This is a genomic window from Methylobacterium sp. Leaf113, assembly GCF_001423325.1.
Classification (GTDB): domain Bacteria; phylum Pseudomonadota; class Alphaproteobacteria; order Rhizobiales; family Beijerinckiaceae; genus Methylobacterium.
The window spans coordinates 53,358-68,205 of the sequence record NZ_LMNJ01000005.1 but is presented as its reverse complement, the minus strand read 5'-3'; the positions used below and the strand labels follow the sequence as shown (position 1 = coordinate 68,205).

General features: G+C 67.9%; 11 protein-coding genes. 6 read left to right on the top strand and 5 right to left on the bottom strand.

Annotated features, from left to right (window positions below; genetic code table 11):
* The first annotated feature begins 170 nt into the window (after positions 1–170).
* Together ASF60_RS05305 and ASF60_RS05300 are read left to right on the top strand one after the other, a co-directional pair.
* On the top strand, positions 171–1,385 hold the full coding sequence (locus ASF60_RS05305) for a polyhydroxyalkanoate depolymerase (RefSeq protein WP_056181504.1): 1,215 nt from the start codon (positions 171–173) through the stop codon (positions 1,383–1,385).
* A 278-nt stretch (positions 1,386–1,663) separates the two neighbouring features.
* Positions 1,664–2,692: a hypothetical protein gene (locus ASF60_RS05300; protein ID WP_156633873.1), complete on the top strand. Its 1,029-nt coding sequence runs from the start codon at positions 1,664–1,666 to the stop codon at positions 2,690–2,692.
* A 75-nt stretch (positions 2,693–2,767) separates the two neighbouring features.
* On the opposite strand, the gene ASF60_RS05295 is transcribed toward ASF60_RS05300, so the two are convergent.
* The 3 genes from ASF60_RS05295 to ASF60_RS05285 all read right to left on the bottom strand — a co-directional run bounded on the left by ASF60_RS05295 (position 2,768) and on the right by ASF60_RS05285 (position 7,007).
* Entirely contained in the window at positions 2,768–4,534 is a 1,767-nt protein-coding gene (locus ASF60_RS05295) for an ABC transporter ATP-binding protein (protein WP_056181951.1), read from the bottom strand.
* A 308-nt stretch (positions 4,535–4,842) separates the two neighbouring features.
* Entirely contained in the window at positions 4,843–6,195 is a 1,353-nt protein-coding gene (locus ASF60_RS05290; RefSeq protein ID WP_056181498.1) for an MFS transporter, read from the bottom strand.
* Complete coding sequence (locus ASF60_RS05285) at positions 6,192–7,007, bottom strand: PRC-barrel domain-containing protein (RefSeq protein ID WP_244478332.1); 816 nt, start codon at positions 7,005–7,007, stop codon at positions 6,192–6,194. Before ASF60_RS05285 ends, ASF60_RS05290 begins: the two co-directional genes overlap by 4 nt.
* A 581-nt stretch (positions 7,008–7,588) precedes the next feature.
* Between ASF60_RS05285 and ASF60_RS05280 the strand changes: the two genes are divergently transcribed.
* The 3 genes from ASF60_RS05280 to ASF60_RS05270 all read left to right on the top strand — a co-directional run bounded on the left by ASF60_RS05280 (position 7,589) and on the right by ASF60_RS05270 (position 11,613).
* On the top strand, positions 7,589–7,966 hold the full coding sequence (locus tag ASF60_RS05280; RefSeq protein ID WP_056181490.1) for a hypothetical protein: 378 nt from the start codon (positions 7,589–7,591) through the stop codon (positions 7,964–7,966).
* Between the two features lie 232 nt (positions 7,967–8,198).
* Positions 8,199–10,466, top strand: coding sequence for an FUSC family protein (locus ASF60_RS05275; protein WP_056181487.1), 2,268 nt, complete (start codon positions 8,199–8,201; stop codon positions 10,464–10,466).
* A 472-nt stretch (positions 10,467–10,938) separates the two neighbouring features.
* Positions 10,939–11,613, top strand: coding sequence for a response regulator transcription factor (locus ASF60_RS05270; protein ID WP_056181484.1), 675 nt, complete (start codon positions 10,939–10,941; stop codon positions 11,611–11,613).
* 130 nt (positions 11,614–11,743) lie between these two features.
* Here ASF60_RS05270 and ASF60_RS25975 read toward each other — a convergent pair whose 3' ends face one another.
* Both ASF60_RS25975 and ASF60_RS05260 read right to left on the bottom strand, forming a co-directional pair.
* Positions 11,744–13,513, bottom strand: coding sequence for a flagellin N-terminal helical domain-containing protein (locus tag ASF60_RS25975; RefSeq protein WP_056181480.1), 1,770 nt, complete (start codon positions 13,511–13,513; stop codon positions 11,744–11,746).
* Positions 13,514–13,841: 328 nt separating this feature from the next.
* Positions 13,842–14,135 (bottom strand): PilZ domain-containing protein, encoded by a 294-nt coding sequence (locus ASF60_RS05260; protein WP_056181477.1) that lies wholly within the window; start codon positions 14,133–14,135, stop codon positions 13,842–13,844.
* Between the two features lie 138 nt (positions 14,136–14,273).
* Between ASF60_RS05260 and ASF60_RS05255 the strand changes: the two genes are divergently transcribed.
* Positions 14,274–14,828 (top strand): hypothetical protein, encoded by a 555-nt coding sequence (locus ASF60_RS05255; protein WP_082507781.1) that lies wholly within the window; start codon positions 14,274–14,276, stop codon positions 14,826–14,828.
* Positions 14,829–14,848 lie beyond the last annotated feature (20 nt).

Here is a 14,848-nt window from a genome sequence, read left to right as displayed (position 1 = left end):
CTTCTCCGGTGATGCATACGCACAACAACCGCAGGATATCACACGTTAAGGCCGTTGCGTCCGGGGCCGGGGTGCCGCAGCCTAGCGCCCCATCGTCGGCGGCTCTGCCGCCGCGCCCGCTTGCCGCGGACGTTCTGCGATTCGACCGTTCGCGTAGGAGTTCGGGCTGCATGCTGTATCGTGCCTTTGATGCCCAGTCGGATCTGGCTGAGCAGACGCGCGCCTGGGGACGTCTTGTCCACGACGCCGTCTCGCCCTGGACCGCCGCCGGCTACAAGGAGCCGCTGACCTGGTGGTCGGCCGGTGCCCGGATGATGATGCGGGCCGGCCTCACCTTCGCGCGACCCGCCTACGGGATTGACAGCGTGACAGTAGGCAACCGTGAGGTGCCGGTGACCGAAGAGGTCGCGTTCGCCACCCCGTTCGGAACCCTGCTGCGCTTCAAGAAGGACGTGGAAACCGAGCAGCCGCGCGTGCTCGTGGTGGCGCCCCTGTCCGGGCATTTCGCGACGCTGCTGCGCGGGACGGTCCGCACCCTGCTGCCCGATCACGACGTCTACATCACCGACTGGCACAACGCCCGCGACGTGCCGCTCTCCGCCGGTGCCTTCGGGTTCGACGATTACGTCGACCATCTGGTGCAGTTCCTCGGGGCGATCGGTGAGGGGGCCCACCTCGTCGCCGTGTGCCAGCCGGCGGTGCAGGCGCTGGCCGCCGCTGCGGTGATGGCCCACACGAAGGACGTGGCGCAGCCGCGCAGCATGACGCTGATGGCCGGCCCAGTCGATTGTCGGATCTCGCCGACCTCGGTGAACCACCTCGCGACCTCGAAGCCGATCGCGTGGTTCGAGAAGAACCTGATCGCCACGGTTCCCGATCGGCACAAGGGCGCCGGACGGCGGGTCTATCCCGGCTTCATGCAGGTCTCGGCCTTCGTGTCGATGAACGCCAAGCGCCACATGCAGGGGCACGCGGACCTGTTCTGGCACCTCGCCAACGGGGAAACCGAAAAGGCGCGCCAGATCGAGGGCTTCTACGACGAATATTTCGCCGTGCTCGATCTCGCGGCCGAGTTCTACATCGAGACGGTCAAGACCGTGTTCCAGGATTACACCCTGGCCAAGAACGAGCTGACCTATCGGGGTAATCCGATCGACATGGGCGCCATCCGCAGAACCGCGCTGATGACGGTCGAGGGCGAGCGCGACGACATCTGCGCAGTGGGCCAGACCATGGCGGCGCACGACCTGTGCACCAGCCTGCCGCACCACATGAAGAGCCACCATCTCCAGGCCGGCGTCGGACATTACGGTGTCTTCTCGGGCCGCAAGTGGGAGAGCCAGACCTACCCGCTGGTGCGCAACTTCATCCAGTCGCACAACTAACTGAGACCCGACCATCCCGGATCGCGCCGGGATCTATCCGGCAGACGTGCTGGTTCGCGGTCTCCAGCATGCGCGCCGGACCGCAGCCGTAGCGCGCGGGATGAGCCGATCGACCGACCTGTCCCGGGGCGTTTCATCGATTCTTCTCCGTGATCGGAGGTTAGTGCCGGCACATCGCCCGAACACAATGTATCGGAAGACGATGGCAAGTTTCCTCCCTTATCAGCGGAGTTCTGGTCGTCGCATCGGTGGGACCGGTTTCCGGATGAGACGCGCCCATGCTGACTCGAATGTTGACGTTTGCTCTGCTGGCCTCGTTCACCCTGCCGGCAGAGGCCAAGACTTACGCGCTTCCTGCCAAAAGCCCGGCCATAACGCTGACGATTCCTGATAATTGGAACGTCACTGCAGAGCAAAACGAGATCAATTCTGTCGCCTCGGACGGCTACTTGGTCTTCAACGTGGCTTATGGCGACCGATCGGATCTTGAAAACCTGATCAAGGAAACCAGGGCCTACCTGAAGAAGGGCAAGGTCGACGTGAGCGTCAAGCCGGTTGCGGTCACCCTGGATATCGGCGGCACCCCGGCCCAGGTCCAGCGCTACACCACCACCGCCGGTTCCGAGAAAACCATCGTGGATTTCGTCACTGTCGATGCGAGCCGCGACCGCGTCGTGCTGATCACCATCTGGGGCACGAAGGACGAGCGGACGGCGAATGAGGCCACTCTGTCGGCGGTCATGAACAGCATCAAGCTCCCGGCCGATTCCGGTTCAGCCCCATCGAGCTTCTGGTCGGGCGGCGCCGCGCCGGTGGCCGAGGCCCCGAGGACGGTCGACCATTCAACGAATACTGCGAGTGAGGTTTTGTGCGTCGCGCCGAAGGCCCCGACACCCCTGCGCGTGCCCCGGAACCTGTTCGTCACCGAGACTGCGCCGGGCTTCGGATCGTACACCTCTCGGACCTCGAACACGTTCCGGAAGGACGAGCGGATCTTCACCTATCTCGAGGCCACCGGCGCGACGTTGGTACCCGTCGAGGGGGACAAGCGGCGCTTCGGCTACATCGTCGACGTCGATGTCCGGAACCCGGAGGGCGATATCCTCTGGGGCAAGAAGGGCGCTATCGACAAGGATCTGGTGGTCGACGCGCGTGACCTCCTCAACGGCCAACCGAAGTTCTTCATCAACTACGATCTGGCGATCTCGGGTCTTCCGCCGGGCGCCTACATCCTCGGCTTCAGCGCCCGGGACAAGCGTTCCGACCGTTCCGTGTCCACCGAGCAGAGTTTCGTCGTGGCACCTTAAGCCGGCCGAACGGGGAAGCCGGCGGTGGGCGATCCCGTTCAGGCAAGAGCGAGCACTTGGCGGCTCGCCGGAGGGTCAGGCGGCGGCCAGCGCCATGGACATCGATTCCTTCTTCATCAGCTCGCGGTAGAACCCGTCGAGATGAGTCAGCTTGTCCGGCGAGCCGTCCTGGATGATGCGGCCACCCTCGAGCACCACGATCCGGTCGAAGTCCTTCAGGGTCGAGAGCCGGTGCGCGATGGCGATCACGGTGCGGCCGTGCATCAGGTTGGCGAGGGCGTGGCGGATCGCTTCCTCGGACTCGGCGTCGAGGGCCGAAGTCGCCTCGTCGAGGAGCAGGATCGGCGAGTCCTTGAGGATGGCGCGCGCGATGGCGATGCGCTGGCGCTGGCCGCCGGAGAGCTTCACGCCGCGGTCGCCCACGATGGTGTCGAACCCTTCGGGCAGGGCCTCGATGAAGTCGGTGCAATGGGCCGCGGCAGCGGCCTTCCACACATCCTCGTCGGAGGCGTCAGGCCGGCCGTAGCGGATGTTCTCGCGCAGGGTCCGGTGGAACATCGACACGTCCTGCGGCACCACCGTGATGGCCTCGCGCAGGGATTCCTGGGTCACCCGCTGGATGTCCTGGCCGTTGATCAGGATGCGACCGCCCTGCGCGTCGTAGAAGCGCTGCAGGAGGGAGAACAGGGTCGACTTGCCGCCGCCGGACTTGCCCACCAGGCCGACCCGCTGACCGGGTTGGATGATGAGGTCGAAGTCGGTGAAGACGCCGCGGCCGTCCGGATAGGAGAAGGCGACGTGGTCGAACGTGATCTCGGCCCCATGGGTGCCGGAGAGCGGCTCCGCCTCCGGATGGTCGATCAGGTCGTGCGGCTGCAGCAGCGTGTGGAGCGCCTCCGACAGGCGCGCGGTGTGCTGGGTCGCGTCCACCAGGGCCACCGCGAGATCGCGGGTGGCGGCCAGGATGCGGATGCCCAGGGTGCAGACGAGGACGACCTGACCGTTGGTGGCCTGGCCGGCTTCCCACATGTTGATGGCCCAGTAGAGCAGGCCGAGCACCGCCAGCACCGTGAGGATCGCGTGCACGATCCGCAGCTTCTCCAGGTAGAGCAGCGAGGAGCGGCGCGAACGCATCTCCTGCCCGATGGTGCCGTCGAAGCGGGTGTATTCGCGCTTAAAGGCCGAGAAGGCCCGCACCAGAGGCATGTTGCCGACGAGATCGACCATCTCGCCGTCGACCGAGGCTGCCTTCGCGGCGAAGTCGTGGTGGAGCGGCTTGCCGGCTGCCGCCATCTTGAACATCAGCACCACCACGGCGGCGAAGATGCCGGCGAGCACCAGGGCCATCGTGAGGTTGACGGTGCCGATATAGAGGATCGAGCCGAAGGCCGCGACGCAGGGCGGCATCACGTTGAACACGAACATGTTCTCGACCGTGAAGATCGCGTTCGAGGTCGCGGTGATGCGCGAGGCCAGCGTCCCGGGCTGGCGATCGGCGAAGAAGGACGGCGAGTGCCCGGTCATGTGCCGGAAGAGGTCGCGGCGGATGTCGCCCGTCACGCCCACGAAGGTGAACGAGCCGACGAGGCTGGCCACGCGCCACAGCATGTTGTCGGCGGCGATGAAGGCGATGAGGACGCCCAGCGCGCCCCAGATCAGGCCGGAGGAGGGGCCTTTGCTCAGCGCGTCGACCACGCCCTTCAGCGCATAATCCGTGCTCACCGAGAAACCCACGGCGCCGAGGACGGCGCACAGGATCACGATATGCGGCAGGGCGCGTCGGCGCAGATAGCGACCGACGAAGGCGAAGGGCCGATCGGCATAAACGCAGAGGTCTTCCATCAGGGTGACCATCCCGGTGTCGAAGGTTCACCCGGCAGTGGCGTGAACCTGTTTCTATGAAGGCGTCCTTACGGACCCTGGTTTCCCGCGCATGTCGCACACGGGATCTTGAGTCCCCCTGGGTCGCAACGCAAAGCGAACCCAAGCGTTGCGGTGTCGGGCGTAGGTTCGCGCGTTATAGCGCGCGAACCTGAATGTTGCTTGAGCGGCAAGCGAAATCCCGATCAAGCAAATTCCCATGCGCGGATTTTCTGGCAAGCGAATTCGATGCCGTCCGCTTCGAGGAACGCGGCTTTCGGGCGTTTCCCTCAGGGTTCGGGCGCGTGTCTGGTCTCCGGCATGATCAGGGCGACGAGCGCGAAAGCGGCGAATCCCACGATCGCCAGCCCCAGGAAGGCCGTATGGCTGCCGAGCCGGTCCGCCATGATGCCGGCCAGTGAGGTCGACAAGGCCGCTCCGATCCCCATCGCCGTCCCGACCGCCCCGAGGGCGAGGTTGAAGTGGCCGGTCTTCCGGGTCGCGTCCGAGACCACCAGCGGTACCATCACGCCGAACACGGCGGCCGAGACGCCGTCGAAGACCTGGATCGCCACCAGCAGTTCGGGACTGTCGACGTAGGCGAAGAGCAGGCCCCGGATCGGCAGCGCTGCGAAGCCGATGAGCAGCAGGGGGCGACGGCCCCAGCGCTCCGCCGCGCGCCCGACGGCCGGGGCCGACAGGGCGAGAACCACCTGGGGCACGACGATGCAGGCCGCGATCAGCGCGGTGGCGGTCTCGCTGGCCCGCAGGGTCAACATGCTGCCCACCAGCGGCAGCATCGCCGCGTTGGCCAGGAAGAACAGGGTCATGCAGGCGCCGAAGCACAGCAGAGCGCGGTTGGTGAGCAGGGCGCGCAGGCCCGCGTCGCGCCGGGGCGCCGGGATGCTCTCGGTCGCCCTCGTGCGCGCCGGCGGCTCGATCTCGTCGGCGCGAATCCGCGAGAGCGCGATCAGGGTCGGCACCATCAGGGCGGCGGTCAGATAGAAGACCGCGTCATTCGAGAAATAGTAGCCGCAGGCGCCCATGCCGGCGGCCGCCACCGCATTGCCGAGGGCCGAGAAGCTGGCATTCCGCCCCAGCCGCTCGCCCGCGCGGGCATGGCCGACAAGGCCGATGCTGATGGCCGCGATGGCCGGGGTGAGGATGCAGCTTGCGGCCGAATGAGCCGCCATCGCCAGCAGCACCACGAGGAAGTTCGGCCACATGGCGAGCGCGAAAGCGCTCAGCGCGATGGCAACCACCGAGAAGCCGGCGGCGAAACGGCGGGAGCGCACGGCGTCGACGAAGGCCCCGCCCGGCACCTGGCCGAGGAGGCTGACAAGGCTGCCGACCGTGAGGGCGAAGCCGATATCCGACTGGGTCCATTTCGCCTGGGTGAAGTACACCGCCAGGAACGGTCCGAAGCCGGTCTGCAGGTTCGCTACGAAGAACGCGAACCCGTCGAGGCCACGCGTGCTCGTGCGCGAGATCACCTTCATGTCGGCCGGGGCCTCCGCTGCCGTCGACGTCGGACCGTCGTCCGTAAGGGCGTCGCGACGGGGGAGGGGGCGCGGCCGGAAGTCCGGACGCGACACTTCACGCGGCTTGAGCGCCCGGCGATCCTTCGGAAGCGGTACCGTCATCGATCCGGTGACTTCTCGGCCGGCTTATCCGGCGCCTTCTCGGGCGCGGGGGTCGGGACAGGTACGGGCACTGGCGCCACGACGGGTGGCGAAGCCGCTGGCGCCGCGACAGGTGCCGCAGCAGCGGGCGGCGTGGGCGGACCCTGAACGGCGTTGGCTGCGGGTTCACCCTCCGGCGGGGTGGCGGGGCTGGCCGGGCCGAGCACGACGATCGGCTCGCCGGGCTTGTATTCGGGCGAGACGCGCACCTGGTTGCGGCTCAGTTGAAGCACCGGCCGGCTGGCCTTGCCGTCGGCGGTAAAGCGCATCGCGCGCCAGTCCACCGCGATCTTGCGGGAGCCGACCCCGAGGAAGCCGCCGAAATCGATGATCGCCGCGCGGGGACGTCCATCCTTGTCGAGGATGATGTCGATGATCCGGCCCATATCCTCGCCGGTGGAACTGCGCACGGCCTTCCCGAGAATGCCCTCGTAATCCTGGGTGTCGAGCACGGTCGCAGGCGTGCCGGTGACCGGCGGAGTCGGTCCCGTCGTGGCCGCGGGCGGCGACGCGGGCGTTGGTACGACGGCGGGTGGTGCCGCGACGGGGGGCGACGCGGGCGGGGGAGAGGAGGCGGGCGGCGTTGCTACGGGCGCTGCGGCCGGCGGTGGTGCCGGCGCGACGGGCGCTGGTGATCCGGTCGTGCCGGTCGTCCCGTCGCCGGAATTCGACACGGGCTCCTTGACCGGCGGTGGCGCCGGGGTTTCGGCGGCCGCGGAGGCGGCCAACAGGGTGATCGTCGCGGTGGCGATCATCCGGACAGTTCTGAACACGCGCGTTCCCCGGTTTGTGCGTCTCGCCGGCCTGACACAATGGCAGCTTGAGCGGCGGGTTCCGCCCGATGGCGGCTCCGGTCTCATTGCGCGTGGACCAAGGCGAAGTTGTGGATGGACGTTTGGCATGGATGGGTGGGCGGGAGCGGCCCTCGATCGCTCGTCGCCAACCGGGATTGGCTGCGGGCAGTCGGGAGGGTAGGGCGCAAGAACTGGACCGGTCCGTGGCGACCCCGCTCCTGCAAGCGCACTCTCGCACCGGGGGAAGCGTGGCCGCAATGCCCCGGGCGACATCCCGCCCGCCCGTGTCTTTCAAGTTGGCCTCCCGCAGGTTCCCGTCTCAGAAATTCGCACCTCTCACATTCGCGTCGTGCAGGATTCGCGTCGCGCAAAATTCGCGTCTTGCAAAATCCGCGTCTTGCAAAATTCGCGTCTTGCAAGATCAGCCCGCGGGCACGAGCGGTTGTCCCGGCGTCACCCGGCGGCGCCGTCTGGTTTTCGACAAGACCGCGTCGTAGAGAGGCCATCAGCTCAAGTGGGTGGCCCGAGGTGGTCGCCGGTGTTTCGAGGACCTGCAGCCGATGTCCCTTCCGTCCAAAGCCTGCGCCGTCGCGCTCGTTGCCGCCGCGCTCGCCGGGTGCCAAGCCCTCGGCGGAGGCGGCGGGGTGATGCCCGAGACGGAGGTCGGGCCGCCCCCCTCCATGCGCGGCACCGTGCCCGGTCCTCAGCGTGGCCGCGCCGCCCAGATCGACCCGGACGACGCCGCGCCCCAGACCTCGCCGACGCGCCGCCTCAACATCCCGAACGCCTCCGGCGCCCAGACCCGTTCGGCGGCGAACGAGGAGCGTCGCGTCCGCCGGGAGGACATCGAAGGCGAGACCAACAGCCGGTCGAGCTCGGGTGGCCTGGCGCCGCAACTGAGCCAGGGCGGCGGCGTCGGCCTCGGCGGCAAGTTCTGACCGGGCGGCTCGTCCGCCAGAAGGGGCTCGCCGGCGCCGCCCGTGACGGACGGGGGCTGCCGGTGTCCCCGAGATGCAGGGCTCCCGTGTCGGGTCGGGCGGTTCCACCGGGCCGCGTGCGGCGCTAGATCGTCGGGACGGTGGAGGTCGCGTCCACCGGGAGCCTTCCCGCGTGTCCCCGAATTCCACCTCCCCTGCCGATCCCGCCACCGCTGCCGGACCACGCCGGCGGATGCGGGCGGTCGCGTTCCTGCGGGGACGCGGAACGCTGACCAATCCGGGGCTCGACCTCACGCGCCTGCCCATCGGCCTCGATCCCCGCGGCCTGAGCCTTCTCGACGGGATCCGGGCGGCCCTGGCCTTCGGCCTCGTCATCCTGCTGCACGAGTGGGTGGCGTGGCCGCCGCTGCTGACCGTGGCACTCGCCGCCAACCTCGCCTGCTTCGCCGATGCGGGCGGTCCGATGCGCTCCCGCCTCCTCGTGCTCACGTTGTTCTCGCTGCTCGGTGGAGTGATCTGGGGGCTGTTCGGCCTGATGCAGCCGTTGGGGCCGGGGCCGGTGGTGCCGCTCGCCGGCATCGTCATCTTTGCCTGCACCTATGCGCGGGTCTGGGGCGTGCAGGCGCAGTCCGCCGGCAACGTCCTGGTCCTGGTGCTGTGCTTCGCCCTCGATCGGCCTCTCAGCCCGGACCAAGCCCTGGTGGCGGGACTCGTCTTCAGCGCCGGCGGCCTGTGGGCGACGCTCCTGGCGCTCCTCCTGTGGCGGCTCCATCCCTACCGCCCGACCCACCGCGCCGTGGCCGAGGTCTGGCGCCGTCTGACCCGCCTCTGCGACGACCTGGAGGACCTTGCCTCGCCAGCCAGCCCCGAAACGCCCGGCACGCGGGCGATGCCGCAGGACGGCCATCGCCAGACGTCCAACATCAAAACTTCCGACATCAAGACCTCCGACATCCAGACTTCCGATATTCAAACTTCCGATCCCCACGCCTCGGACCTCCAGATCTACGACCCCCAGATCATCGATCACCAGGCTTTTGACCGGCATGCGCGCGCCCATCGCCGGGGCGTACGCGAGGCCATCGAGCAGGCCCGCACGGTGATCGTCGATCTTGCCCGTAGTCGAGAGCGAATTTCGGATCGGACGGCCCAGGCCCTGATCCGCCTCGAAGCGGCCGAGCAGATCTTCGCGGCCCTGATCGCCGTGTCCGACCTCATCGAGAGCGAGCCCGATCCGCGCCGGCGGCGCATGGTGCGCCGGTTCCTGCGCCGCCTGCGCCCCCTCCTGGGCGTCATCGCCCGCGCCATCCGCGACGACAGCGTGGTCGATCTCGCCCGCCTGGAGCGCGCGATGGATCGCAGTACGCGGCGCCTCGCGCATGATCGCAGCCTGCACGAACTGGCCACGCGCATCCTTGATCGTGTCCGGATCGGAGCCAAGCTCTCGACGCCGGACGGCTATCGCCCCGGCGGCGCCCTGCTGGGCCGTGCCAGCCTGCCCCTGGGGACCCGCTTGCGCGAGCCCCTCGCCACCAACTTCACGCTGGCCTCGGCCAACCTGCGGCACGCCGTGCGGGCCACCGTGGTGGCGGCGCCGGCCCTGTGGGCCACGCTGGTCTGGTCGGGACCGTTCGCGCACTGGCTCACCATCACGGTGGTGCTGACCATGCAGCCCTTCTACGCCGCAACCTGGCAGCGTGCGCTGGAGCGCATCGGCGGCACCGTGCTCGGCGGCCTGATCGGCGCCGCCCTCGCGGGTGTCGCCACCACGCCGCTGGCGCTCGCCGCCCTGGTATTTCCTTTGAGCATCGTCGGCTTTGCCGCGCGCCAAGTGAGCTACGGCGTGTTCATCGCCTGTCTGACGCCGCTGGTGGTTCTCCTCGTCGAAGTGATCGAGCCGGGGCACGGCTCGTGGGAGGTGGTCGGCATGCGCGCCCTGCTCACCCTGCTCGGCGGTGCCATAGCGGTGGCGAGCGCCCTGGTGCTGTGGCCGATCTGGGAACCCGACCAAGTTCGCCTCGAATTGCGAAAGGCGGTTCGGGCCCACGCCGCCTTCGCCCGCGCGGTACTCTGCGCGGGCCCAGAGGCGGAAGCGTCCGGCCTGCGCGCCCAGGCCTCCCGTGGCGCGGGCCTCGCTCTCAACGATCTGGAGGCGGCCCTGGCGCGCGCCCTGCAGCAGCCCCGGGCGGGACGCCACCCGCAGGTGGAATCCGCCATGGTCGCCGACGCCACCCTGCGGCGGATCTCGGCTCGCCTGACCGCCCTGCGCTATGCCGTCGAAACGGCGGAGCCCGAAGCCCTGGCCGCCTGGAGCGGCTGGGTCACCGTCGCCCTGTCGAGCCTCGGTGGAGACGGGGCGATGCCACCGATGCCGACGGCTCCGCGCAGCGATGGACTGAGCCGACTCGTCGCCCAGGTCGAACTCCTGGCCGAAACCCTGAACCCCTCCACCAGGCGGGGGGCCGAGACTCCAACTCCGCAGATCCTACCGGGACATTGACGCGGCGCTCGCTCGATCCCGGGAAGTTGTCGGGTCGGCCGTGGCGACCCGGACCCGAGCGGTACCCGGAACCGCATGTCGGCACCGGCTGAGCCGGGCTCGGCCTCTGTGGCTCGGCCTCATCGGCGCTGCGATTCGCAGCCGGACCTCCGGCCGTGCGGATCCCTGATAGGACTGTCACCGATCGGGCACAGTCGACGCGCCGGAGAGCGATACTGGGTCCGCCGTACCGGTAAAAATGAACCGGGATCACAGGACGCCGGCACACTTAATGCAAAATTAACCATTTCCTTAAAGAAACATTGTTAACGCAAAACGGCGGGCGGCAGCGAATAGATCCCACTAGAGGATCTGCTGCGAAAGTATCATCAAGCAAAACCAGGATGCCGAGAGCGAACAACGAAGTCGCTCCGCATCCAAGGTGATCGTCCGCCGGATTTGCCCAACAATTCGTTTTCGGCGGGGCGCTGAAATGTATATCGTTGTGGATGAGAGACAGGCCGTTGCCGCCGAGTACGTGGCAGGTTTCGGTGCGCAGGCGGTTCCGGCCCGTAGCAGCAACGCCGACGAGTTTCTCGTCTGGCTTGCGGGCAATCCGACCGACAGCCTGAAGGGGATCGTGCTCGGCGAATGCTCCGATCGGGCCAGCCGGACCGCCGCGATCCGCAGCCTCTCCCAGGCGCCCATCATCGCCCTCAACGAGACCCGCTCCCTGGAGCAGACCCTCGATCTCTTCACCGCCGGCATCGACGACGTCGTGCGCCGCCCGGTCCATGTCCGCGAAATCCTAGCCCGGGTCGAGGCGATCCGCCGGCGCGGCATCCGGGGCGAGATCCAGGCCCCCCCTGCCCAGGACCGCAGCGGCCGCCTCAAGGTGTTCGCCGACGGACGTGATCCTGAGATCGACGGCGCCAGCCTGATCCTGCCGCGCCGCGAGCGCCACATCCTGGAATATTTCGCCAGCCATCGCGGCCGCCAACTCAGCCGGACGCAGATTTTCAACGCCGTCTATGCCGACCACGGCAGTGACGTCGAGGAGAGCGTGGTCGAGGGCCACATCAGCAAGCTGCGCAAGAAGCTGCGGATGCGCCTCGGCTACGATCCGATCGAGGCCAAGCGGCTCGCCGGGTACACCTTCATCGGCTGATCCGGACGGCCGGTCCGAGGCCGACGCCGGAGACGCCGTTCTGAAACCAGAAAGGCCACGCCCCCTCGCGGAGGCGTGGCCTTTCTGCGTTGGAGCGCCCCCGGAACCTCCCCGGGGGGGCTGTCGGGTTTTAGCGGAAGAGCGAGAGGATGCCCTGGCTGGAGGAGTTGGCGATGCTCAGGGACTGTACCGCCAGCTGCTGCTGGGTCTGCAGGGCCTTGAGCTTGGTCGACTCCTCCTCGATGTCGGCATCGACCAGGATACCGATGGTGCGGTCGTTGGCCTTCATCAGGGTGTCGACGAAGGTCTTCTGGCCGTCGATCTGGGTCTTGTTGGCGCCGAGCTTGGTGCCCGAATCCGTGACCTTGGCGATGGCCTTGTCGATCTGCGTGATGATCGCGCTGAGGGCGGTATCGCCCGAGGTGCCGACCATCTGCGAGATGTCGACGTTGGCGACCGACACGCTGGTGGCGTTGTCGATCGAGTCGAGGATGCCGCGCGCCACCGTGGTGCCGGCATCGGTGCCGTAGCCGACCCGCACGAGGGAGGCCGAGACCAGATCCGTACCCGTGGTCGCGCCCGCGGTGAGGCCGAAGCCCGTCACGTCGGCGCCGCCCAACGTGATGGTATTGGCGGTGCCGGCGCTGTTGAGGCTTCCCTTTTCGGGGGTCGCGACCGTGAACTTGGTCGCGGCGAACGTCACGGTGGCCTTGCTGCCCTGATCGGCCAGTTGCTTGTTGATCATCGCGGCAACGTCGGCGCCGTTGACGGCGGTGTTGGCGCCCGAGGTCGCCGCAGCGCCGAGAGCGGTGAAGCTCGCGGCGTTCAGGGTAACGGTCTTGGCCCCGTAGCCGTCATTGATGGTGAGCACCTTCGTGTTCGTGCCGCTCAGGTCGAAAGCGGTGTAGGCGCCGCCGGTCACGCTGGGAGCCGCGAGGTCCGTCGCGGCCGCGAGACCGTAGCCGACGTCCACCAGAGCCTTGCCGCCGGTGACGGTGCCGGCCTCGATGGTCATCTTCGTGGCACCGCCGGTCGCAGTCGAGGTGAAGGTCAGGCGGCCCTGCGTATCGAGGTCAGCCTTGACCTTGCCGGCGAGGTTAGCCGAAGCGGCGATCTGGTTATTGAGCGCGCTGAGGAATTCCTCCGTGGTGACTTTCGTCAGGTCCGCCGCTGCCGAAGCGAGGGTCTCCTTGTTGAGCTTGATCGTATCGTTCACGCCGCCGATCGTGATCTTGATCGCGGACTCGGCGGTGCCGCTGAAGTCGGCGGTCCCGCCCCGCACGAAGGCCGCGGTACCGGTCAGCGAGTTCGCCGCGGACACGACGGCCTTCGTCGCCGTGGTGGTCACGCTGGTGCTGTTGGCGTCGAACAGCTTGATGTTGTTGACGTCGACGTTGACCTTCGAGAAGTTGATCGCGCCGCTCGGATCGCGCGAGAAGCCCGCGACGACGTTCTGGATCGGCTGATAGGCGGTGTTCGAGGTGGCCGAGTTGACCGAGAGCCAGTTCTGGCCGCTCGAGTTCGACGAGTCGGCCGTGGCCTTCATCTTGTTCTGGATCGCGGTGATCTCGGTTTGGACCTTGGAGCGGTCGACGCCGGGCTGCAGCGCGGTCTGCAGCTTGGCGCGCATGTTCTGCAGGTCGGTGATGATGCTGTTGAGGCCGTTATAGGCGGTGTCGACGGCCGACGAGCCGAGGCCGAGCGAGTCCTTCACGGCGGAGAGCGAGGCGTTGTCGGTGCGCACCGTGGTGGCGATCGACCAGTAGGCGGCGTTGTCGGAGGCGTTCGAGACCCGCTGGCCGGTCGAGACCCGGTTGCTCGTCATATCGAGCTGGGTGTTGATGCTCTTGAGGGTCGTCAGCGCCGTCATTGCGGCGTTGTTGGTCAGCAGGCTGGTCATTGCGAGGATGTCCGGTTGACAGGAATTGCAAGGAATTCGTGTGTGTGGCCGCGCAGCAGGCCGCCAGGGCGGATAGGCTTCATCGAGTAAAGCCAGGCTACTGCTGTCTACATCCCGGATTCTCACCGGAGCGGTGGGGCGACATCATGTCTATAGGTCCACGAAACCTATCCACCGCGTTCGCATCGAGGAAGCTTTGTTCCCTCTTGGGACAGTCGCTTGCCGATAAAGCGAATATGCCCGCTCCGGATTAGCAGGAGCTTAAGGCGACCGGTCCCGGCCTGTGCCCGGATGCGCCGGGCCGGTATGCCTGGGGACAACCCGGCGCCTAACCCTCGGCCAGGAAAGTCACGCCGGCGAAATCCGCCCGCTGCCAGCGCAACTGGACGGTGACGGTGCGCAGCGCGTCGCCCGCGATCACCAGGTCGAACCGCTCGGGCAGGGAGGTCGGGCGCGGCAGGCGCAGACAGGCACCGGTCGGCGACAGGTCGCGGATGATGCAGGCCAGGAGCCGCTCCGGCCCCAGGACGATGCGCCCCTGCTGCAGGACGCGGTGGCGCTTCGGCGATGGCCCACGCGCGGGCCTGTCCCCGCGAGAGACCGCCTCCTGCCAATCCGCCATCGAGGGTCCGCTCCCTTTATCAAGTGTCGTCGGGCATAGCCTCAGGCATCCGGTCTGTCGATGTCGGGGCATTAACCGGATCGTAACTATGATTTGAGAGTGTTTTGTCTCAATCGCCGGTCTTCTCATGCGGTGGTCATGACTGCGTCACTCACACGTCGTTCGGCATCCCCGCTTCCCCAGCGTCCGGGCTATCGCCGCCCATCCGCCGGAGCGGAGATCCGGCGCCGGTCCCGCGCCGCCGCGATCGAGCGGGCCGCGGTCGCCGTCTGCCTCGGGCTGGCCGTCGTCTCGGGAAGCTTCGCGGCCTATGCCATCACCGGCGCCTCGAACAACTACTCGGTGCAGCCGTTCCTCCCGGCGGGCGGTGGCGGCTTCCTCTTCAAGCGGGGCGCCGCCCCGGTGCGCGAGGCCGCCCTCGACCTCGATCCGACCACCACGGGTGCGTTGCCCGATCCCGTCCCGCTGCCCTCGGCACCGGAGCGGGCGGAATCATCGCCGAGCGCGCGCGGCGGATACGTCCTGCGCCGGGTCGCCGACGGGGCCGCTCTGGTCGAGGGTCCCGAGGGCCTGCGGCAGGTGGTGCCCGGGGCGGTCCTGCCGGGCGCCGGCCGCATCCTGTCCATCCGCGCCACCGGCGCCGGCTGGGTCGTGATCACCTCGGAGACGATCATCGGGCCGACACCGCTGTGAGGCTCCGCCGATCCGGATTT